Annotated in this window: 18 protein-coding genes; 9 read left to right on the forward strand and 9 right to left on the reverse strand. The window is 62.2% G+C overall.

Features of this window, described 5'->3' with window-relative positions; translation table 11 throughout:
* Nucleotides 1-123: 123 nt before the first annotated feature.
* From P0D73_RS25455 to P0D73_RS25470, 4 genes are all read right to left on the reverse strand, one after another.
* The gene (locus P0D73_RS25455) at nt 124-1,011 is read right to left on the reverse strand and encodes an anti-sigma factor family protein (protein WP_408176734.1); all 888 of its coding nucleotides are present in this window, start codon (nt 1,009-1,011) and stop codon (nt 124-126) included.
* Nucleotides 1,008-1,553 (reverse strand): RNA polymerase sigma factor, encoded by a 546-nt coding sequence (locus tag P0D73_RS25460; RefSeq protein ID WP_132374479.1) that lies wholly within the window; start codon nt 1,551-1,553, stop codon nt 1,008-1,010. The genes P0D73_RS25455 and P0D73_RS25460 overlap by 4 nt, the downstream gene beginning before the upstream one ends.
* A gap of 195 nt (nt 1,554-1,748) precedes the next feature.
* A complete protein-coding gene (locus tag P0D73_RS25465; protein ID WP_408433247.1) occupies nt 1,749-2,822 on the reverse strand; it encodes a catalase family peroxidase in 1,074 nt (357 codons plus the stop codon).
* 453 nt (nt 2,823-3,275) lie between these two features.
* A complete protein-coding gene (locus P0D73_RS25470) occupies nt 3,276-4,376 on the reverse strand; it encodes a TIGR03118 family protein (protein WP_408433249.1) in 1,101 nt (366 codons plus the stop codon).
* 320 nt (nt 4,377-4,696) lie between these two features.
* Here P0D73_RS25470 and P0D73_RS25475 point away from each other — a divergent pair, with 320 nt between their 5' ends.
* Nucleotides 4,697-5,140 carry a universal stress protein gene (locus P0D73_RS25475; RefSeq protein ID WP_408176738.1) on the forward strand — a complete coding sequence of 148 codons (444 nt, stop codon included), beginning with the start codon at nt 4,697-4,699 and terminating at the stop codon, nt 5,138-5,140.
* Between the two features lie 146 nt (nt 5,141-5,286).
* Nucleotides 5,287-6,849 carry a class I adenylate-forming enzyme family protein gene (locus P0D73_RS25480; protein ID WP_408433252.1) on the forward strand — a complete coding sequence of 521 codons (1,563 nt, stop codon included), beginning with the start codon at nt 5,287-5,289 and terminating at the stop codon, nt 6,847-6,849.
* Nucleotides 6,850-6,968: 119 nt separating this feature from the next.
* On the opposite strand, the gene P0D73_RS25485 is transcribed toward P0D73_RS25480, so the two are convergent.
* Together P0D73_RS25485 and P0D73_RS25490 are read right to left on the reverse strand one after the other, a co-directional pair.
* Nucleotides 6,969-7,376, reverse strand: a complete 408-nt coding sequence (locus tag P0D73_RS25485) for a DUF2784 domain-containing protein (RefSeq protein WP_408311363.1) — start codon at nt 7,374-7,376, stop codon at nt 6,969-6,971.
* A 323-nt stretch (nt 7,377-7,699) separates the two neighbouring features.
* On the reverse strand, nt 7,700-7,906 hold the full coding sequence (locus tag P0D73_RS25490; RefSeq protein WP_408282350.1) for a hypothetical protein: 207 nt from the start codon (nt 7,904-7,906) through the stop codon (nt 7,700-7,702).
* 348 nt (nt 7,907-8,254) lie between these two features.
* Here P0D73_RS25490 and P0D73_RS25495 point away from each other — a divergent pair, with 348 nt between their 5' ends.
* Nucleotides 8,255-9,505: a metal-dependent hydrolase family protein gene (locus tag P0D73_RS25495; protein WP_408311366.1), complete on the forward strand. Its 1,251-nt coding sequence runs from the start codon at nt 8,255-8,257 to the stop codon at nt 9,503-9,505.
* A 55-nt stretch (nt 9,506-9,560) separates the two neighbouring features.
* Entirely contained in the window at nt 9,561-10,931 is a 1,371-nt protein-coding gene (locus P0D73_RS25500) for an MFS transporter (protein WP_408311369.1), read from the forward strand.
* A 120-nt stretch (nt 10,932-11,051) separates the two neighbouring features.
* Here P0D73_RS25500 and P0D73_RS25505 read toward each other — a convergent pair whose 3' ends face one another.
* Nucleotides 11,052-12,509 carry an NCS1 family nucleobase:cation symporter-1 gene (locus P0D73_RS25505; protein ID WP_408176746.1) on the reverse strand — a complete coding sequence of 486 codons (1,458 nt, stop codon included), beginning with the start codon at nt 12,507-12,509 and terminating at the stop codon, nt 11,052-11,054.
* 407 nt (nt 12,510-12,916) lie between these two features.
* Between P0D73_RS25505 and P0D73_RS25510 the strand changes: the two genes are divergently transcribed.
* From P0D73_RS25510 to P0D73_RS25525, 4 genes are all read left to right on the forward strand, one after another.
* A complete protein-coding gene (locus P0D73_RS25510; protein ID WP_132374490.1) occupies nt 12,917-13,384 on the forward strand; it encodes a FecR family protein in 468 nt (155 codons plus the stop codon).
* A 47-nt stretch (nt 13,385-13,431) separates the two neighbouring features.
* Nucleotides 13,432-13,995: an OmpA family protein gene (locus tag P0D73_RS25515; protein ID WP_408433254.1), complete on the forward strand. Its 564-nt coding sequence runs from the start codon at nt 13,432-13,434 to the stop codon at nt 13,993-13,995.
* A gap of 37 nt (nt 13,996-14,032) precedes the next feature.
* Nucleotides 14,033-15,517: a CHASE2 domain-containing protein gene (locus P0D73_RS25520; protein ID WP_408433256.1), complete on the forward strand. Its 1,485-nt coding sequence runs from the start codon at nt 14,033-14,035 to the stop codon at nt 15,515-15,517.
* A gap of 371 nt (nt 15,518-15,888) precedes the next feature.
* On the forward strand, nt 15,889-16,332 hold the full coding sequence (locus P0D73_RS25525) for a hypothetical protein (protein WP_132374494.1): 444 nt from the start codon (nt 15,889-15,891) through the stop codon (nt 16,330-16,332).
* 75 nt (nt 16,333-16,407) lie between these two features.
* Here P0D73_RS25525 and P0D73_RS25530 read toward each other — a convergent pair whose 3' ends face one another.
* Both P0D73_RS25530 and P0D73_RS25535 read right to left on the reverse strand, forming a co-directional pair.
* Nucleotides 16,408-16,848 carry an NUDIX hydrolase gene (locus P0D73_RS25530; RefSeq protein WP_408176752.1) on the reverse strand — a complete coding sequence of 147 codons (441 nt, stop codon included), beginning with the start codon at nt 16,846-16,848 and terminating at the stop codon, nt 16,408-16,410.
* Between the two features lie 348 nt (nt 16,849-17,196).
* A complete protein-coding gene (locus tag P0D73_RS25535) occupies nt 17,197-17,436 on the reverse strand; it encodes a hypothetical protein (protein ID WP_408176754.1) in 240 nt (79 codons plus the stop codon).
* Between the two features lie 208 nt (nt 17,437-17,644).
* Here P0D73_RS25535 and P0D73_RS25540 point away from each other — a divergent pair, with 208 nt between their 5' ends.
* On the forward strand, nt 17,645-17,956 hold the full coding sequence (locus P0D73_RS25540; RefSeq protein ID WP_408176756.1) for a hypothetical protein: 312 nt from the start codon (nt 17,645-17,647) through the stop codon (nt 17,954-17,956).
* The last annotated feature ends 34 nt before the right edge of the window (nt 17,957-17,990 follow it).

Raw genomic sequence — 17,990 nt, forward strand, 5'->3', positions numbered from 1 at the left:
CCCCCCCCCCCCCCCCCGCCCCCCCCCCCGCCCCCCCCGGCCCCCGCCCCCCCCCCCCCCCCCCCCCCCCCCCCACGCCACGGCCCGATGCGTCACTGTCGCGTGACGCGCTCGGGCATGCCGTTATCCGGACACGGGACGCGCGATCGGCGAGGCATCGCTGAAAAGCGGCGCCATGTCGAGATTGGAGATGCGCTTGCCGAGCGCGGCGAGATTGACGTTGCCCGACTGCCCGATGAGTGCATAGCTCAACTCCGCTTGCCGCCACGTTGCGACGTCCATGGCATCGACCGTCTTCGTCGCGACCGGCTGGTCCGGCTTCGAGTCTTTCATCACGCACAGCGCAATCGGCGGGCCATTTTGCGGCAGATAGACGATCTGCACGAGCGGCTTGTTGTTAAAGCGCAGCCGTTGCACCGACTTGAACGTCAGCCCGGCGCTCGTCAGGTCCGGCACGCGCAGGGCGAGCTTGTCGTCGCTGCGGATGTCCCTGACGATCTTCGCCGCGGCCGCCGGATCTTCCTCCGTGTACGCGAGGGTGTCGCGCGTGTACAGCTTCTGATACCCGACCGCCGCCGCCACCCACGGCGATACGTCGGCGTTGGCGGCCATCTGCATGCCGCCGCCCGCAAGCGGGCCGACCCGCACGAACAGGCCGCAGGCGAAAGCGCCGGCGACGCAGGCCGCCGCAAGCCAGACCGGCATGCCGCGCAGGCGCGAGCGCACGGGTTCGGAGGGTGCTTTTTCGCTGGCGGGCAGGACCGGGTCGTTCGATTCCCGGGCGCGCTGCGCGCGGACCATCTCGTCGATCTTGAGCTTCAATGAATCGGGCACTGGCGGGAGGCTCTGTTGCGCGAAGGCGTCCGCGAAATCGAGCCGCGAAGCGCGCAACAGTGCGACCTTTTGCCTTGCTTCGGCGGACTCGCGCAGTCGCGCTTCGACCGCGCTGCGATCCTCGGGCGACAGGCCGCCATCCACGTAAGCGAGCAGTTGAGCGTCGTCAGCCATCATGCGATTGAATCCTTTTGTGTCTTCGCGGGCCGGGCTTTCGGCGTCTCGCCGCCAAGCAGCGCGCCGACCGCCTGGCGGGCGCGCGACAGGCGGCTCATGACCGTGCCGATGGGCACCTCGAGCACGTCGGCGGCCTGCTGATAGCTCAGGCCTTCCACGGCGACGAGCAGCATCACGACGCGCTGCGCCTCCGGCAAGCGTTCGACTGCGTCGATGATCTGCCCGTGCATCAATTGCGTTTCGGGACCCCGGTCGACGGGGTCGGGAAGATTTTCGAGGAAGTCGTCATCCCAATCGAAACTGGACCGTCGTCGCACGCTGCGGGCGCGCAGCTCGTTGATCCAGGTCGAATGGACAATCGAGAACATCCAGCTCAAAGGAGCCGTGTCGGGCTGAAGCTGATGGGCGCGTTCGAGCCCGCGCAGGCAGGCGCGTTGCACGAGATCCTCGGCGTCATGCTGGTCCCCCGACAGGCGAAGCGCGAACGCCCACAGGCGCGGCAGCATTTCGGGAAGCATGCCAGGTAAATCTACACCGTTCATTGAACGAAAATCTCCCATGTTCCCCGAGACGGGTTCGACAGCATTGCGAACCCGTCGACCTCGCACAAAAAATTGCACTGTCGTTCGCCACCGTTTTTTTTTGCTACGAAGTTCGAACGGTGTAGTTTAACTTGAGACCGCACAACGTGTGAAAGCCGTCTTTATTCCATCGAGGAGATCTCGATGCCGCCCTTTCTAGCGGCGGTGCGTGCCAATTCCCGCCTCTTCGCGCGTGCGCCGGTTGAAAGAAACCGCGTAGACCGCCGAGCGCGCGGCGAGTAGCGGATCGTCCGAGGGCGCGATGCCATAGGGAAGGATCAACGGATCGAAATTGATGTCCCGGCAGGCGCCGTCGATCTGGCTTTCGGCGCGCTCGATCACGATCGTGCCGGCGTCCACCCGATGCAATTCGCGCTCGGGCGGCCATGCGCGCGTCGCGTCGTCGACCGGATCCCCCGGGCCTGCCGGCGTGAGCATGAGGTGCCAGGAGACGGGGCCGGCCTGCAAGCGCAGATAGAGATCGTGTGCCAGAAAGTCGGGATCGCGCGCCGGGTTCGTGCGTTCGGTCGACGGCGCATAGGGCGTGTCGGGAACCACACTCCAGCGGACGAAACGTGTGTTGCCATCGGCATCGACGAAACGGAACGCGTCGATGCTGAAGTAGCTCGCGTTATAGAAAGCCGTGGAAGGCGGATGGGTGTCGACCCACTGGTGAAAGGCCATTGTTTCGGGGTGCTGCGCAAGAAACGCGTTCAGTTTCGCGGGATCCGGCCGGCCGGTCCGCGCATCCGGGCGCAGCGCCACCAGTTGTTCGTACAACGCCTGTGGCGTGGCGACCTGGAAGATCGGCACGGAGTTCATTGCGGTGCGCCATTGCTCTGCGTTGCGCACCGAGAACAGCAATGCAAAGCTGCGCACGGATGCGTCGGCGTCGTCCTGGGCGGGATTGCCGCCCGGTGCGGAGAGGCGGCCGATCACAGGCGTGCGGCCGCGCTCGAACACGCTCGCGCGCGAAAGCGCGGCGCCGTTTCCGTTGCTGTCGAAATAGCCGCGCACGCACACGCCCTTGGCATGATTGCGGCGAAAGCCGGGGTGCCTGCCCATGCTGTTCTCGAAGGCGTCGATCATCCGGGCGGGCGTCAATGCGGGCTCGCTGCCCGGCCAGCGAATCCAGCCGGCGACCCACGCGAACGCTCCCGCGACAGCCGCAATGACGATCACGATGAAGGCGTAGCGAAGCAGAAGCGCTGATGGCTGGGGTCGGGACATGATGCAGCGTGAAAGCGAACGCGCCGATCCAAAAAGCTGACGAGTATAGAGCAGGGTACGTTTCGGTGCAGGGCCGCGCAATGAAATCCATTCGCGGCGAAACGCATGTTTCGCTATCTCGCGGCGGAATAAAAAGGCTTATGGGGTGTTATGCGAAGACGCACAGACGGACGTTCTTGCCGTGCAACTGACCGGGCAACGGCAACAGGCGCTGGACTATGAGGCGGGAAAAACGCCGGCGCACTCGACTACCACCCGCACCAGAATTTGCTTCAGCCCGATCGCGCGGCCGACGCGCGGACTCTCGCGTCGTTCGTAGTGGAGGGGCTGTTCATCGGCGTCGGCATGGGTGGCACCGGGTTTGGCTTGCGTGGTCAGAGTCGGCGTCCGCGGCGCATGCGGATCCTGAGAGCGTCCTGGGTAGGCGCCGCTCGCGCCGCGTCCGCCGGCTGGTTACTGGGCGACGTCGAGCCGGCCGTAGACGCCGGTCGTCGGTGTCGGGCCGGCGGCGAAGAACAGGGTATTGAGCGGTTGATTGGCAGCGTTGTTGCCGAACGAGATGCCCCAGATACCCGGCTGTTTGAAAGTCGATCCGTCAGCTTGTGTCACTGCACCGATGAACGCCCCGGAATTGGGATCGAACGCGTCGAGCGTGCCGTCGCCGAAATTTCCGACCAGCAGATCATTGCTAAGTGCACCGAAATTCGCCGGCGCCACCGCAAGACCCCAAGGCGAATTCAGCGATCCGCCCACGGCAATGCGCTTCGTGAGGTGCCCCGCTGTATCGAACGCGTCGACCGCGCCGTTGCCGGGGCCGTTCACCTGTGTGTGTCCATCGGGACCGAGCTTCGCAAACGTCACATAGACGGTCGTACCGACTACACGGATGCCGAAAGGGGACAAGCCGGCAGGCAAGTTGGGATCCTTGAATTGCCCGTCGAGTTGGATCTTGTTGAACGACTTGTCGAACACATCGACCTTGCCGTTATGAAAGTCCGCCGCGTAGAGCAGGTTCTGACCGGCATTCGTGCCGATGGCAAGGCCCTTGTAAACGGCGCCGCCGGTGCCGTCGTCGTGCGCGTTGACGGCTTGCGTCGGCAGTACTTTCGGTGACCAGCCGGCGATCGTGCCGGCGTCGGTGGCCCAGAGGAAGACCGCGTTGCTCGTGAGGCCGTTTGCGCTAATGCCGAAGTCGGTGCTGGTATTGAACACGATGCCCGTCGGCCCGGCAGCCTGTCCACTCGCCGCGGGCGGGATCGTCACGACGAGCGACTGCACCACGCCATTGCCGTCATAAAGCGTCGACTTTTTCGTATTGTTGTCGGACACCCACATGACGCCGGTCGGGTTGAAGGCGATACCCCAGCCGTTCTTGAGATTGGCGTCCGTGTTCGGTGCGCTTACGCTGCCATCGGAAACCAGCACGGTGGCTTTGAAAGGACCGGTGGCCGGGGCCGGTGGTGTGGAATTGTCGCTGCCGCCGCCACACGCGGTGAGCGTTGCCGTGCAAGCGGCGAATGACCAGGCAAGCACTGCCTTTTGACGCAGTTTCATTTCGCGATTCCTTTTATGTTCGGAGTAGCGCCCGCCGCAATCGTCTTGTATCTGCGATGCACGCGAACGAACGATCCCTGAGTGCGCAAAGGAATGGGCATGCAATCAGCGAACAGTGAGTCCGCGGATTGAACTGCCCGATCTCTTTGGCGCTGAATCGTCCTCCTCCGAACGCCTGGTGTTTCGGTTTTATTCCGTGACGGCAAAGAGCCGCGAGCGAAAAGAAGCGTTGCGCTTTTCTGGAATACCTCGTCGGCCACGGGTGTTATGGGGATGACGCAACCGCCGCCACTCCCTTCGTCGCACGATTCGAGGATCCCATGCCTGACCACTACAACCTGCTCGTCTACTACGATGGATCGCCTGAATCCAGATCGGCATTACTGCGCGCGACCCGTTTGGGATATGCGTTGACCGCTACTGTTCATGTACTGTCGGTAGTGGATATCGGCTCGGCTGTGGGCAGCAGTCTTGGATACTTATCGGACGTCGCGTGTTCACAGATGGAAGGCACGGCGAAGCAGACCTTGAAGGAAGCGCTGGATCATTTGAGAGAGAGCGGAACGGTTGCACGCGGCTATGTCGCAGTGGGGAACGTGGTCGATAGCATGGCTAACTATGCAGGCTTGCTCAACGCGGATCTGCTCGTGCTGGGTCACCGGAATCCGCGTGGACTGGCCAGATGGTTAGGCCAGCCATCCAATCACGCGGAGCTGGTGAAACGCGCGGCAGGGCGTGCTGTTATTACCGTGCCGCTGGACTAGATGACGGCGCCATGGATCGACTTGTCGTTGTCATTGACACGGGAAGAGGAGTTGGTTCAACACAGGTGCCGGAATAATCTGCGAGCGTTGTCTGTTGTGAGGGCAGACCTGTCATTGACAGCCAATCGACCCTTGGAGCAACCGCCATGTCTTGTCCCGGAACACGCCCGCAACCCATACGAGAACCGCAACTCATTACGCTGCACGAACGCCTGTTCGGCTCTGCGGCAGCCCGCCCGCATGCCATTGCGCTGATCGCCGGAGATGACACATGGACCTACGATCGCCTGACACGGTATATCAGAAGGCTTTCGCAAGGCCTGCTCGCTCACGGTCTGAGACCTGGCGATCGCGTTGCGCTGCACATGACGAACAAACCGGAAGCCGTCGCCGCGTATTACGCGTGCATGCTGACAGGCATGATTGCGGTGCCGCTGAACAACCGGCTCACACGCGCGGAACTCGAGCCGCAACTGCGACGGTTGCAGGTTTCGTTGTATCTGGGCCAGCTGGATCTATACGGTGCGATTGCCGGCATGGATGCTTCGATTCTCGTTGCGGACAAGCGCTTTCTTGTCGACGGCTCGGCGCAACGCGCGGGCGGCAGAGCATGGAGTGAGTTGATCGAGCACGAGGCAGACGAGATGCGGCTCGAGCCGGTGCGCGTCGATGAACCGGCGCTTCTGCTGTCGACGTCCGGCACCACGGGAGAACCGAAGTTCGTCACGCACACCCCGCGCACTGCGTTCGCGATGATGCAAGCTTGCCAGGCCATTGCGTCGAGGCCATACGACGTCACGCTGATTGCCACGCCCATGATGCATGCTGCAGGGCTCTTCACTGCGCTCGCGACGCTCGCCACAGACGGCACCTGCGTCCTGATGGACCGATTCGAACCCGCGGCCGCGCTTGACCTGATAGAACGGCACCGTTGCACGATGATGATGTGGTTGCCGTTCATGTATTCGGCGGCGATCGTCGAGCAGATCGCGCAGCCACGCAACGTCGCGTCACTGGGCACCTGCCTCGTCGGAGGCGACGCGACGCCGCCGAGTCTGCAGGAGGAGTTTTTGCGGGTGTTCGGCGTCAGGATGCGCAATTTCCTCGGCATGAGCGAAAGCGCGGGCACCTTCACCTATGGATTCGATAGCGGGCCCGTGTGCCGCGCGGTTGACGTGGACCGCGTTCGTCTCGCCGACACAGAAGGCAACACGGTCAGGCGCGGCGAAGCGGGCGAACTGATGCTGCGCGGACCGAACCTGTTCGTCGGCTATTGGCTCGGCCCCGGGCGCATCGACGACGCACGCAAGGATGGTTGGTGGGCCACCGGCGACGTGATGCGCCAGGACGAGGCCGGCGACTTCTGGTACGTCGCCAGAAAGAAAAACCTGATCATTCGCGGCGGGTCGAACATCTCGCCGACCGAAATCGAGCATGCGCTCACGGTCCATCGCGGCGTGCGCGAGGCGGCGATAGTCGGCGTGCGGGACGCCGTCCTCGGTCAGCGCGTGATCGGTTTCGTTGAACTGACCGAAACCGCGACGCAGGTCGAGGACGTGTTGCGTGATCTGTCCACCAGGGTTGCGAACTACAAGATGCCGGAGCGGCTCATCGTGGTTGACCAGTTGCCGCGCAATTCGTTAGGCAAACTGGACCGGGCCAAGCTGGAAGCAATCGGCGAGCGACTGGACGATTGGCGCGCCGCGTGAGCGGGCAATATACGTGCGCCGGCGGTGGAACACGTATCTGCGCGATACGGGCCGTGGACATTCAGATGGCCATCGCACCGGTTGCTCGTCTTTGGTGTGTCCAGCGCGTTAGTTCTGACTCACGAGCGCATTGCTTTCGAACGACGTGCGCTCTCAGGAGGAATCAGCCGCCAGGTCAGCAACACCACCAGACCGAAAGCGACGTACAGAAGCGTGAAGACCCAGCCCGGCAAATCGTAGTAGAGCAGGCGGCTCACCCAGCGCTGGATGAAGCCTTGCGTGAATCCTTGCGTATCCAGCGAACCCGTACGCAGCCAGTCCTCCAGCGTCGTCAACGGGCACGCGATACCCAGCAGCGACAACGTGGCCACGATAACGATCGCTGACAGATGAACGAGCCGGAAGAAACGCTGGCGTATCCACTTCCAGCGGAGGCCGGCGCCCGCCCAGATCGCGACGAATCCGCACACGATGAACAACGCAAGCAGCGCGTGCGCGACAAGCACCGCATTGGCTAGCCAGTTCATGATCGGCTTTCTCGTGACCTGCTCGCTGCGGGTCCGCTTGAATCAATCAGGTCCGCAAGACTGCGCGCAATATCCGCATAAGCCACTTGATGCCGTGACTATCGACGCATCCGGCAGCGCGCCTTCAGCGCCTGTGGCGCATCACTTCCCAGCAATCGTGATGGTTCATTCGTCTGAGCTGCCGACGCCTGATCATCTCGAGCCAATAATGTCCGGCGACCAACAGCATGGCGACACTCAGACCACACAGACCCACGACGATTCCCGCCCCCGATTCGGCCATGCAACACTCCTTGACTGTGCAACTGATCAAGCGATACGTGTCATTCGTCGTTCAGGATACGAGCGGCGGCCTTCAGAAAAATTTGTCCGTCCTCGGTAATGAGAGGGCGTTGTTGCCCGGAAGCGAGCTCTTCCAGCGTGACGAGTTGGCGCTCCAGAAGCGCTTCCAGATCGGCACCGTCCAGACTCGGTAGATCCGGTGCATCCTTGAGCAACATGAGGGTCGCAAATTCGTGTGGACTGAGCATCGTCGTCTCCTGGCTGAGCTTGCTGCCTGGCTGGGAACCTGATCCATTGGCCTCGCTTCGCGAGCAGGATCAATTCGGTGTGGTGGCCGCTGCGGGATGTCACCTTGCGTTTGGGTGGCATGTCGCGCGCCGAGGTGCCCATCTTAATGCGGACAGCTGCAATAGATCAACATGTGGGAAAAGCTTTTTTTGGATCCGCTTTGCGGCATGTGTTGGTCAGCGCCATACTTGATACATGCGGGATTTATCCTGATGAATATCCTGGCAGCGCTTCCATACGCCAGCCTCCATACTCGAAGCGAGGCCCGTATGCCCGGCGCTGCGGTCGAAACCTGAAGGAGATAACACTTGACCAGCTTTCTCTTACGTAACGGCGCGCTTCTCGATCCCACCCGTCCTGATCTGCTGGAAGGCTTCGAAATTCTCATCGAGGACGGCTTCGTCCGCGAAGTGTCCGATAAGCCGATCAAGAGCAGCAACGCGCACGTGATCGACGTCAAAGGCAAAACGATCATGCCGGGGCTGATCGATCTGCATGTGCATGTCGTTGCAATCGAGTTCAATCTGCCGCGCGTGGCGACACTCCCCAACGTGCTCGTCACGCTGCGCGCCGTGCCGATCATGCGCGCGATGCTGCGCCGCGGCTTCACCACCGTGCGCGACGCGGGCGGGGCAGGGTATCCATTCAAGCAGGCGGTCGAATCGGGGCTCATTGAAGGTCCGCGCCTCTTTGTATCCGGCCGCGCGTTGAGCCAGACGGGCGGTCATGCCGATCCGCGCGCCCGCTCCGACTACATGCCACCCGATTCACCGTGCGGATGCTGCGTGCGCGTGGGCGCGCTCGGCCGCGTGGCGGACGGCGTCGATGAAGTGCGCCGGGCCGTGCGCGAGGAACTGCAAATGGGCGCCGACCAGATCAAGATCATGGCTTCGGGCGGGGTTGCTTCACCCACCGATCCGGTCGGCGCATTCGGTTACTCCGAAGACGAGATCCGCGCCATCGTCGCCGAAGCTCAGGGGCGTGGCACGTATGTACTGGCGCATGCCTATACGCCCGCGGCGATCGCGCGCGCCGTGCGTTGCGGCGTGCGCACGATCGAGCACGGCAATCTGATCGACGAGGAGACCGCACGTCTCGTGGCGGAACACGGCGCGTATGTCGTGCCGACCCTCGTCACTTACGACGCCCTTGCAAGCGAAGGCGAGAAATATGGACTGCCGCCGGCCAGCATCGCCAAGGTCGCGGACGTGCATGGCGCGGGACTGCACTCGATTGAAATCATGAAGCGCGCCGGCGTGAAGATGGGCTTCGGCACGGACCTGCTCGGCGAGGCACAGCGGCTGCAAAGCGATGAGTTCCGGATTCTGGCCGACGTCATGTCGCCGGCCGAGGTGATCGCGAGCGCGACCGTCGTTGGCGCGGAAGTGCTCGGTATGCAGGACAAGCTCGGCAGAATCATGCCGGGCGCGCATGCCGATGTACTGGTGGTCGATGGCAATCCGTTGAAGTCCGTCGATTGCCTGTTAGGCCAGGGCGAGCATATTCCGCTCGTAATGAAGGATGGCCGGATCTTCGTCAACGAACTCGAAAGCGCTTGACCTTATGAGCCCGCCCGCGTTCGCGGCGCCCCAATGTCCCAATCGGAGCTTGTCCATGTCGATGATTGCCGCTCGCATCGAGCGATTGCCGTTTTCAGGTTTTCACCGCCGTCTGTTGTTGATGGGCGGCCTCGGCTACACCTTCGATGCGATGGACGCCGCCGTGCTCGCATTCCTGCTGCCGGTGCTGCGCACGCAATGGGGGTTGACGAGCGTGCAGACCGGCGTGCTGGGAAGCGGTACGTTCATGGGCTATTTCGTCGGCGCGATGCTCGCGGGCATGCTCGGCGACATCATCGGCCGACGCAAGGTCATGATGTATGCGCTCGTGATTTACTGTGTCGCGTCCCTTGCCAGCGCGCTCGCGAACGACTGGGGATTTTTTCTGGCGACGCGCATTGTCGCCGGCCTGGGGACGGGGGCGGAAAGCGCCATCGTCGCGCCGTTTCTCTCCGAGTTCGTGGCACGGCGATATCGCGGCAGTTTCACCGGCAGCCTCGCGGGATTTTTCTCGTTTGGCTTCGTGGCGGCCGCACTGCTGGGCTATCTGGTGATTCCGCTCGCCCCCAATGCATGGCGCGCGGTCATGGTGATCACGGCGCTGCCCATTGTGATGCTGCTCTGGTGGCGCCGCGCGTTGCCCGAGTCGCCGCGCTGGCTCGAGGCACGCAACCGGCACGCGGAAGCCGATGTGATCGTGTCGCGAATGGAAGCGGAGGTGATGAAAGCCGGCATACAGTTGGAGCCGCTGTCTCCCGCGCGCGAGGGATCCGTTCCGCTCGCGGCCGGGCGGGCCTCGATCATCGCCAACGTCAAGGCGCTGTGGGCGGCGAAGCTCGCGCGCATCACGGCCATGACGTGGCTGATGTGGCTATCCATCACGTTCAGCTACTACGCGTTTTTCACGTGGATTCCCGGCTTGCTGGTTCAGAACGGGATGACGATCACGCGGAGCTTTTCGTATTCGCTCGTGATTTACATCGCGCAGATTCCCGGATACTTTTCGGGCGCGTGGCTCAACGAGAAGATCGGCCGCCAGGCGACGATTGCGTCGTACATGATATTGGGCGGCATCTCGGCGCTCGGGCTTGCGTTGACGGGTACGGATACCGGCATCATGGTGTCGGGCATCCTGCTTTCGTTCTTCATGAACGGCACCTATGCCGGCGTTTATGCCTACACCCCGGAGGTTTTTCCCACCGACGTGCGCGCGACGGGCACCGGGCTCGCTTCGTCGATTGGCCGGCTGGGCGCGATTGCCGCGCCTATCCTCGTCGGGTACGTCTATCCGCTGCTGGGCTTTGCCGGCGTGTTCGGGGCGACGACGCTTGTGCTGCTGATCGGCGCGTTGGCGGTGTTGCTCATGGGCGTGCCGACCCGCGGAAGATCGCTAGAGGACATTGCGGCAGGGCAGATCAACCAGTGAGAAAAACAAACCCGGCTATCGCGACGAACCGTCCGCCTGCGGGATGCAGCGCATGCTAATGCTTGGCTCTGCCTCGTGGAGCTGAACGCGGGTCACCGCGTCCAGCTCCACGAAGAAGCCTTAAGCGCGGGTCGTCACGATGGCCGTACGTGGCCGCAGCGTCGCCATGATCAGATAGGTGCCGCCACCAATCAGCACGCCGAAGAACCAGCCATAAGTGTTCCACCAGACCGGCAGCAGGTTGGTGAAGTTCGGCAGAAAGGTCGAAAACACGCTGCCGATCGCCGCCGCGATCAACGCGTTGACGTTCCAGCCGCCTTCGTAACGGTACTCGCCGTGCTCCTGATAGAGCGCCGCGACGTTGATGTTGCCCTTGGCCACCAGATAGTAGTCCACCAGAATGATCCCCAACAACGGGCCCATCGTCGCGCCGATGGCGTTGACGAAGTGCGCGGCGTTGCCTTCCCACGGCGCGAACGGGTAGAGCACCAGCGCGATGGCCGCGGCAATATAGCCGCCTTTCTTGAAGCTGATCTGCTTGGGGAACACATTGGAGATGTCGAACGCCGCCGAGACGAAATTGGCGACCACGTTGATGCCGAGCGTGGCGACCGCGAAGGTCAGCGCAGCGATGAGCGCCAGTACCCAGCTGTCGAACTTGGCTGAGATCTGCTCGGGGTGCAGCAGGACTTCGCCATACACCTTGAAGGCGGCGATGGTGGTGATGCCCGCGACCAGCGAGAACGCGATCAGGTTGACCGGCAGGCCCCACAGATTGCCTTTCTTCACGGCTTCGCGATTCTTTGCGTAGCGCGAGAAGTCACAAAAGTTCAGGTACAGCGCCGCGAAGTAGGTGATCCAGGTCGCGCCCACTGCCATCAGCGCCCAGAACGATCCCGGCTCGCCGCTGACACCGGCGTCTTTGGTTTTGTCGAGCAGCACGTCCATCGGAATGCCGTGCGAGAACGAGAAGCCGCCGGCCTTCACGCACAGGCCGATCGCGAGTATCAGCATCGCGACCCACACCGCCGGGCCGGCCCAGTCCTGAAACTTGCGCACCGTCTCCATGCCCTTCTGGATGATGAGCAACTGCAGCGCCCAGATCACCACGTAGCAGATCACCTCCAACCCCGAGTGGCCGAGGAAGTGCGTGCCCTTGTAGAACGTCATCATGCTGTCGTTGCGGATAAGCAGAGCGACCAGCGCGCCCGCTGCCGCGGCCGTCTGCGCGCCGTACCAGAAGCAGGCCACCACGGCGCGCACCAGCGCCGCGAGGTTGGCGCCCCACACGCCGAAGGAGGCGCGCGCCAGCACCGGGTAGGGCACGCCGGTCTTCTCGCCGGCGTAGCCGATCAGGTTCATCAGCGCGAAGATCACCAGCGAGCCGATTCCGATCGCCAGCACGAAGTTCGTAAACGTGCCGCACAGCAGGAACAGGCTGGCTGCGAGGTAGTAACCCCAGAGGCTGTGCACGTCCGAAGTCCAGACATTGAAGATGCTGAAGGCACCCCAGTTGCGTACCCTTGAAGGGGCGAGATCTTCGTTGTAGAGGCCGGGGGAAGGGTTGCGGATTTCCATCTGTCTTCTCCTTTGAGTTCGTGGAACTGAGGAAACACTGCCGGAAGTCCTGGGCGGCAATCCCCCCGCGTCTGAAGCAAGCTCGTATGCAAGAACTGTATGCACTTTGATGCGCAGTTCTGAATGGGTTAACCCTTAATCGAACGGCGCGGCGACACAAACAGGCTGCCAATCAAGTGTCTCGTGGCGATATGCGCGGAAGCGCACAGAGTCACCCAGGGGCGCGGCGCTAGTCTGATCGATGCCGTAGAAAAGTCTCCCCGGCTTCCCAGGAGCCGTATTTCTGCAAGTCTTTCGCAAGCCCCAGCTCTGCGAGCGGTCAGGCAATGATTGCTCACACACCAGGTCGACATCAGGGAGCCGCGCTGTCCCGCGGAATGCAGCGTTTACGCCATCAGGTGCCACCGATGCGTCTCCAAGCCGCCCAATATGCGTTGCTTCTAGCCTGCGGGTGCATGGCTGTCGCGGATGCACTTGCCGACGATGCTGCCGGCGTCGTCAAGACCGTCAAGGGCACGGTGCAGATCGAGCGGTCCGGAGCAAGTTCGGGCGCGGCCATTGGCAGCGAGGTGTATGGCAAGGATCGTATCGTGACCGGCCCGCAGTCCTCCGTCGGCATCACGCTGCGTGACACCACCCAGCTCTCGGCCGGCGCCGATACCATCCTCGACCTCAACAAATTCGCATTCAATACCACGACCCATGACGGCGTGCTCGACGCCTCCGTCAAACGCGGCTCACTGGCCGTGATTTCCGGAAAACTGGCGAAGGCGAATCCGGATGCCGTCCGTTTCAGCACACCGACTACCACGCTTGGCGTGCGCGGCACTGAGTTCATCATCGAAGTCGGGGATAAAGGGGAGGGCGCACATTGAAGGCTGCAATCCGACGTCGCGGGCTGGCATGGGCAGCGGCATTCGTCATGCTGGCCTTGCTGGCCGCGTGCAGCACTCCGGACAAAATCATTCTATTGCCGGATCCCGACGGCAAGGTCGGCGCGGTCGTTGTCCACAGTGCGACCGGAGAGCAGACCATAGACAAGGCCTATGCCGGAGTCGACGTCACGAAGGGCGGCGCCATCGAAAAAACGCTGGATAGCCAGTCCACTGTGCAGGCACGATATGGTGAACTGCTCGCGGCCCGGCCGCCGCGCCCCATGACCTTCACGATCTTTTTTCTCTTCGATTCCGCCACCGAATTGGCCCCGGAGTCGGCCGCCACGGTTAAGAAACTGAAGGCCGTCCTCGCGACCTGGCCTGCGCCCCAACTCGTGGTGGTCGGTCATACCGATCTCGCCGGCTCGCAGGACTTCAATGACAAACTGTCCATGCAGCGGGCGCAGACGGTGGCGACATTCCTGATCAAGCAAGGCATTCCTGCCCAACAGATTGAGATCGCCGCCCGGGGCAAGCGCGAACCACTGGTCCCCACGGCGGATGGCGTTCCCCATCGCATGAACCGGCGCGCGGTCATCACCGTCCAATGACCCGCGCCAGTCATCGGCGCTGAGTGGCCTTCCGTCGATGAAACGCTATTTCGACCCATGGATTGCCCGGACCAGGCATCTGCTGAAGGCCGCCCAAGGGCGTCCGGTGGCGCTGGCGTTGTTGTTCGGCCTGAGCCTGCTCAATCTGACCAGCGAATGGCCGAGCGACATACCGCGTCCGGCTTTCGTCGACGCGCTCGACGCGGCGCTGCCTGATTCCTTCAAAACCGCCCGGCAAATTCTGTTCGATCAGTATCAACGTCACTTCCCGCGGGTTCCGACCGCGCAGCCCGTGACCATCGTGGAGATCGACGAGGAGACGCTGGCGACCGTCGGTCAATGGCCGTGGCCGCGAAATCGACTCGCGAGCCTGGTGGATGCCATCGACGCACTGAAACCGCTGGCCATCGGTCTCGACATCTACATGCCCGAACCGGATCAGACCTCGCCCGACAAGGTGGCCGCCAATCTGCCGAAATCGGCTGCGGCTCTGGCGGCCGGCTTGCGGGCGCTGCCCAGTCACGAGGCCATTCTCGAGCGATCGTTGCGCGCCGCGCCGACCATCCTGGGGGCCGCGCCGCTCGATCACGCAACCTCCGCCGCGAGCACCGATCTGCGCAGTGCGCCGATCCTCGTGCATGGCGCCGACCCACTCGACTCTGTGCAGCGGTTCGACTATGTGCTCGCCAGCTTGCCCGAATTGCAGGCGGCGGCTCACGGTCAGGCGATGCTGAGCGTGGCACTCGAACAAGGCGTGGTCCGGCATATTCCGTTGATCATGGGTTTGCGGGAGAAGCTGGTCCCCAGTCTGCCGATGGAAATGCTCCGCCTCGCCACCGGATCTTCGGCGATCGACGTGTTTGCCGACACATCGGGCGTGCAGGCGGTGGGCGTCGCGGATGTGCAGGTGCCCACGCAACCCGGCGGCGACATCTGGTTGCATTTCGCATCCATTCGCTCGACGCTGAGCCGCTACGTGTCGGCGCGCGACGTCCTGCAGGGCACAGTCGACCCCGACCGGATCCGCAACAAGCTGGTGCTGGTCGGCCTGACCGGCGCGGGCGTCACCGACATGCGCACGACCGCGCTGGGGGAACTGGTGCCAGGTATCGAGATTCAGGCGCAAGTGATCGAGACGATCGTCGAAGGGCGTTTCCTGCGTCGGCCCACCTGGCTGAAATGGGCGGAAAGCGCCTTCATCATGACGTTCGGGCTGCTGATCATCTGGTATGTGCCTCGCCGGCAATCGCGGCTTGCGGTCTTCATACGCGCCGTCCCAAAGGGTTCCACCGTTCTGGGCTTACTCCTGCATCTGCTGAATGTTTTGTGCTGCTTCCTGATTTTTATTCGTTTCGGGCTGCTGGTCGATGCGGCCTCGATTTTTATTATCCTGTCCGCCGTGATGGGCTGCTTTCTTACGCCCGCATTGCTTCATGCCGACGAACCAGGCAGAACAGAAACCACGCACGCGCAGGGGCGTGAAGAAGCCGACGGTCGCACCGGCAAGGCGCGAGGACCCTGAGGGAAACGCTGATCATGGGGTGCGTCGGTCACCGACGAAAGCTCGATGCAGGTGAAGCGCGCCCGCCTGAATGATGTCGGCTTGCAGCGCATCCGGCTGCAATTCTACGAGTCATCCAGGCGAGCACGAAACGTCATTATTCCATCGAATCATGGCGCCTGGGTGACCGCGCACGTTAAAGAGCTGCGGATGAATTTCACACTGAGGGCGCATGGCAAACGCGGCTGTTACTAGTTGCCGGGACGACTCGAACTGCAGATTTGCTGCGCTGCGTAAACGCCGGTAATCGGCACATCCTCCAGGTCCGCGACTCATGCCGCCAAATAACCGTATATACTGTTTATACCGTTAATTTTTGCATGGAGATCCTGATGAGTGAGCCGAGCCTCAAGAAAGCAACGAAGAAGACTTTTCATTTCCCGAAGGGTGCCGGCGCCGCCCCCGAAACTGAGAGCGACGTTGCCGAGCCAACCGCGAGCGTCGCGGTAAAAAAGAAGAGCGCAAGCGCGAAGAAAGTGCCGAAGGAAAAGACGGTTGCCGCTGACAAGGCCGCGCCTGTCAAAGCAACTGTGGCGGTCAAAGACAAGCGCGCGAAGAAAGAGAAAGTCGTGCGTGACAGCTTCACGATGCCGAAGTCCGACTACGACAAAATTGCTGCGCTGAAACAGAAATGCCTGGAGGCTGGCGTGTCCGTGAAGAAGAGCGAAATTCTACGCGCTGGATTGGTTCTGCTCGAATCCGCGGCGCTGAAGCGTCTCCTTGCAGCCGTGTCCGCTGTGGAGCAGGTCAAGACGGGGCGCCCGGCAAAGTCGTAGGCTTCGACGAGCTTTGATTCGCTGTAGATGCCGCCCATTCAGGTCGTGATGGCTATGCTGCCTAGGGCGGTTTCATCAGCGAGAGAACTGGGCTCCGATATCGGCTGCCTGGTCGTAGTCGCTGGGCAGTCTTGATGCACCGTTGGACGCCATGGCCAACACTTCAACGATTCCCTTCGTAGAAGTACTGACCGGCAGATTGGCGACCTCCGTGACCTTCGCCCAGGTACAACGCGTAATTTCGTTGCTGGGCACGGGCTGCTCGCCATCGGCAATCGTCGCAACGAATACATGATGACAGGTGTGGATGCCGGTGAAGCCGAACATGTACCGCATGTCCATTGCATGAATACGCGTTTCCTCCATCAATTCGCGCATCGCGGTTTCACGAAGATCTTCCCCTGTCACGGGCTTGCCGCCAGGTAGCGACCAACGGGTGCCTTCCCGGCTGACCAGGAGGATTCGCCTGCCAAGCTGGCAGACAACAGTCGCTCGTTGCTTCACGGTGTCTCTCATGTTTTTCGCCGCGTTGTGTAGAGCACGTCGCATGCCTGGGATCTGGCGAAGCGGTGCGACACTGCGGTCACTATCGTCGGGACAGCGACAGAATTTCTGCGCCGTGCCGCCCGTCCGGGCCAGGGACGGTGCAACCACCGATCGTCGTTTCAAAGTGTGACAATAGTGTGGCGACGGCGCAGCGGCGAATTTCATATGCGGCGTGGCGCGGGCGATCGAGGCTCGTCCGATGCTCGTCTTTTCCCCGCAAGCCTTCCTGGTCGCCGACGCGACCATCGATCTCAAGGTGATTCAAGGAAGTGCCGCGCGGCGCGGCTCAGGCTCGATCGTCGCCGCGGGCGATTGAACTCACGCGACGTCGGTAGTGAGCCGGTCGCGCGCACCGCTATCTGCCAGGCTTTCTAACGCCTGGCTTCCGTCCGTGCGAGCGGCGTCCTCGACCGCGAACGTTCTTTCGCTGAAGGCGATCAGTTTGAATCCGCTTCCCTTCGCGCGCGGGACCGTGATGCCCCAATGCCAGCCTCCGGCTTGCTCGAAGACATGCAATACAGGGACGGTTGGAGTGTGTGAAGACTGAGAAGTCGTCATGGCGCATTCTCCCGTCATATTGCGACCGTGGGTGCCCAATTGCAGTTGCCCCGTCCTCAGTCTACAGGTATTTGCTGCGCTGCAATATGGCGACCGTGGTAAAAATGTCAAATGACGACCCGTCACAATTTTGAAAAGATTCACCGCCCGCTGAGATGTGCGACCATGAATTGACGAATTTTCGATCGACATGATCTACGGGGGCTCCATGGGTAGCCATTCGCTCATTTGGGCAGCGGTGCCGCACAACAGTGACGGCGTCGTCTTTCAGATTCGCATCGTCCACGGACTTCAACGTTTCTACGTCTCGCGACGCGTGCTCGAAGATGTGTTCGACCTCGAACCACGAGCTTCGGACGCGAAACAACTGCAGCACTTCTATTCGCATCTCACGCGGATCCTGGCCCGAGCCAGCGCGAAGCGGTCGTTCTCCGGTCCCGATACGGTTCCACTTCAGGCCGCCGATTTCATCTCGACGAGCAGAGAGCAGTTCACATCGAGTCGGCATGCAGTGGCATGAAGCGCGGCTTGAGCGACGGCATTGACGAGGCTGC

It is taken from the genome of Paraburkholderia sp. RL18-101-BIB-B (assembly GCF_046026985.1).
GTDB lineage: Bacteria > Pseudomonadota > Gammaproteobacteria > Burkholderiales > Burkholderiaceae > Paraburkholderia.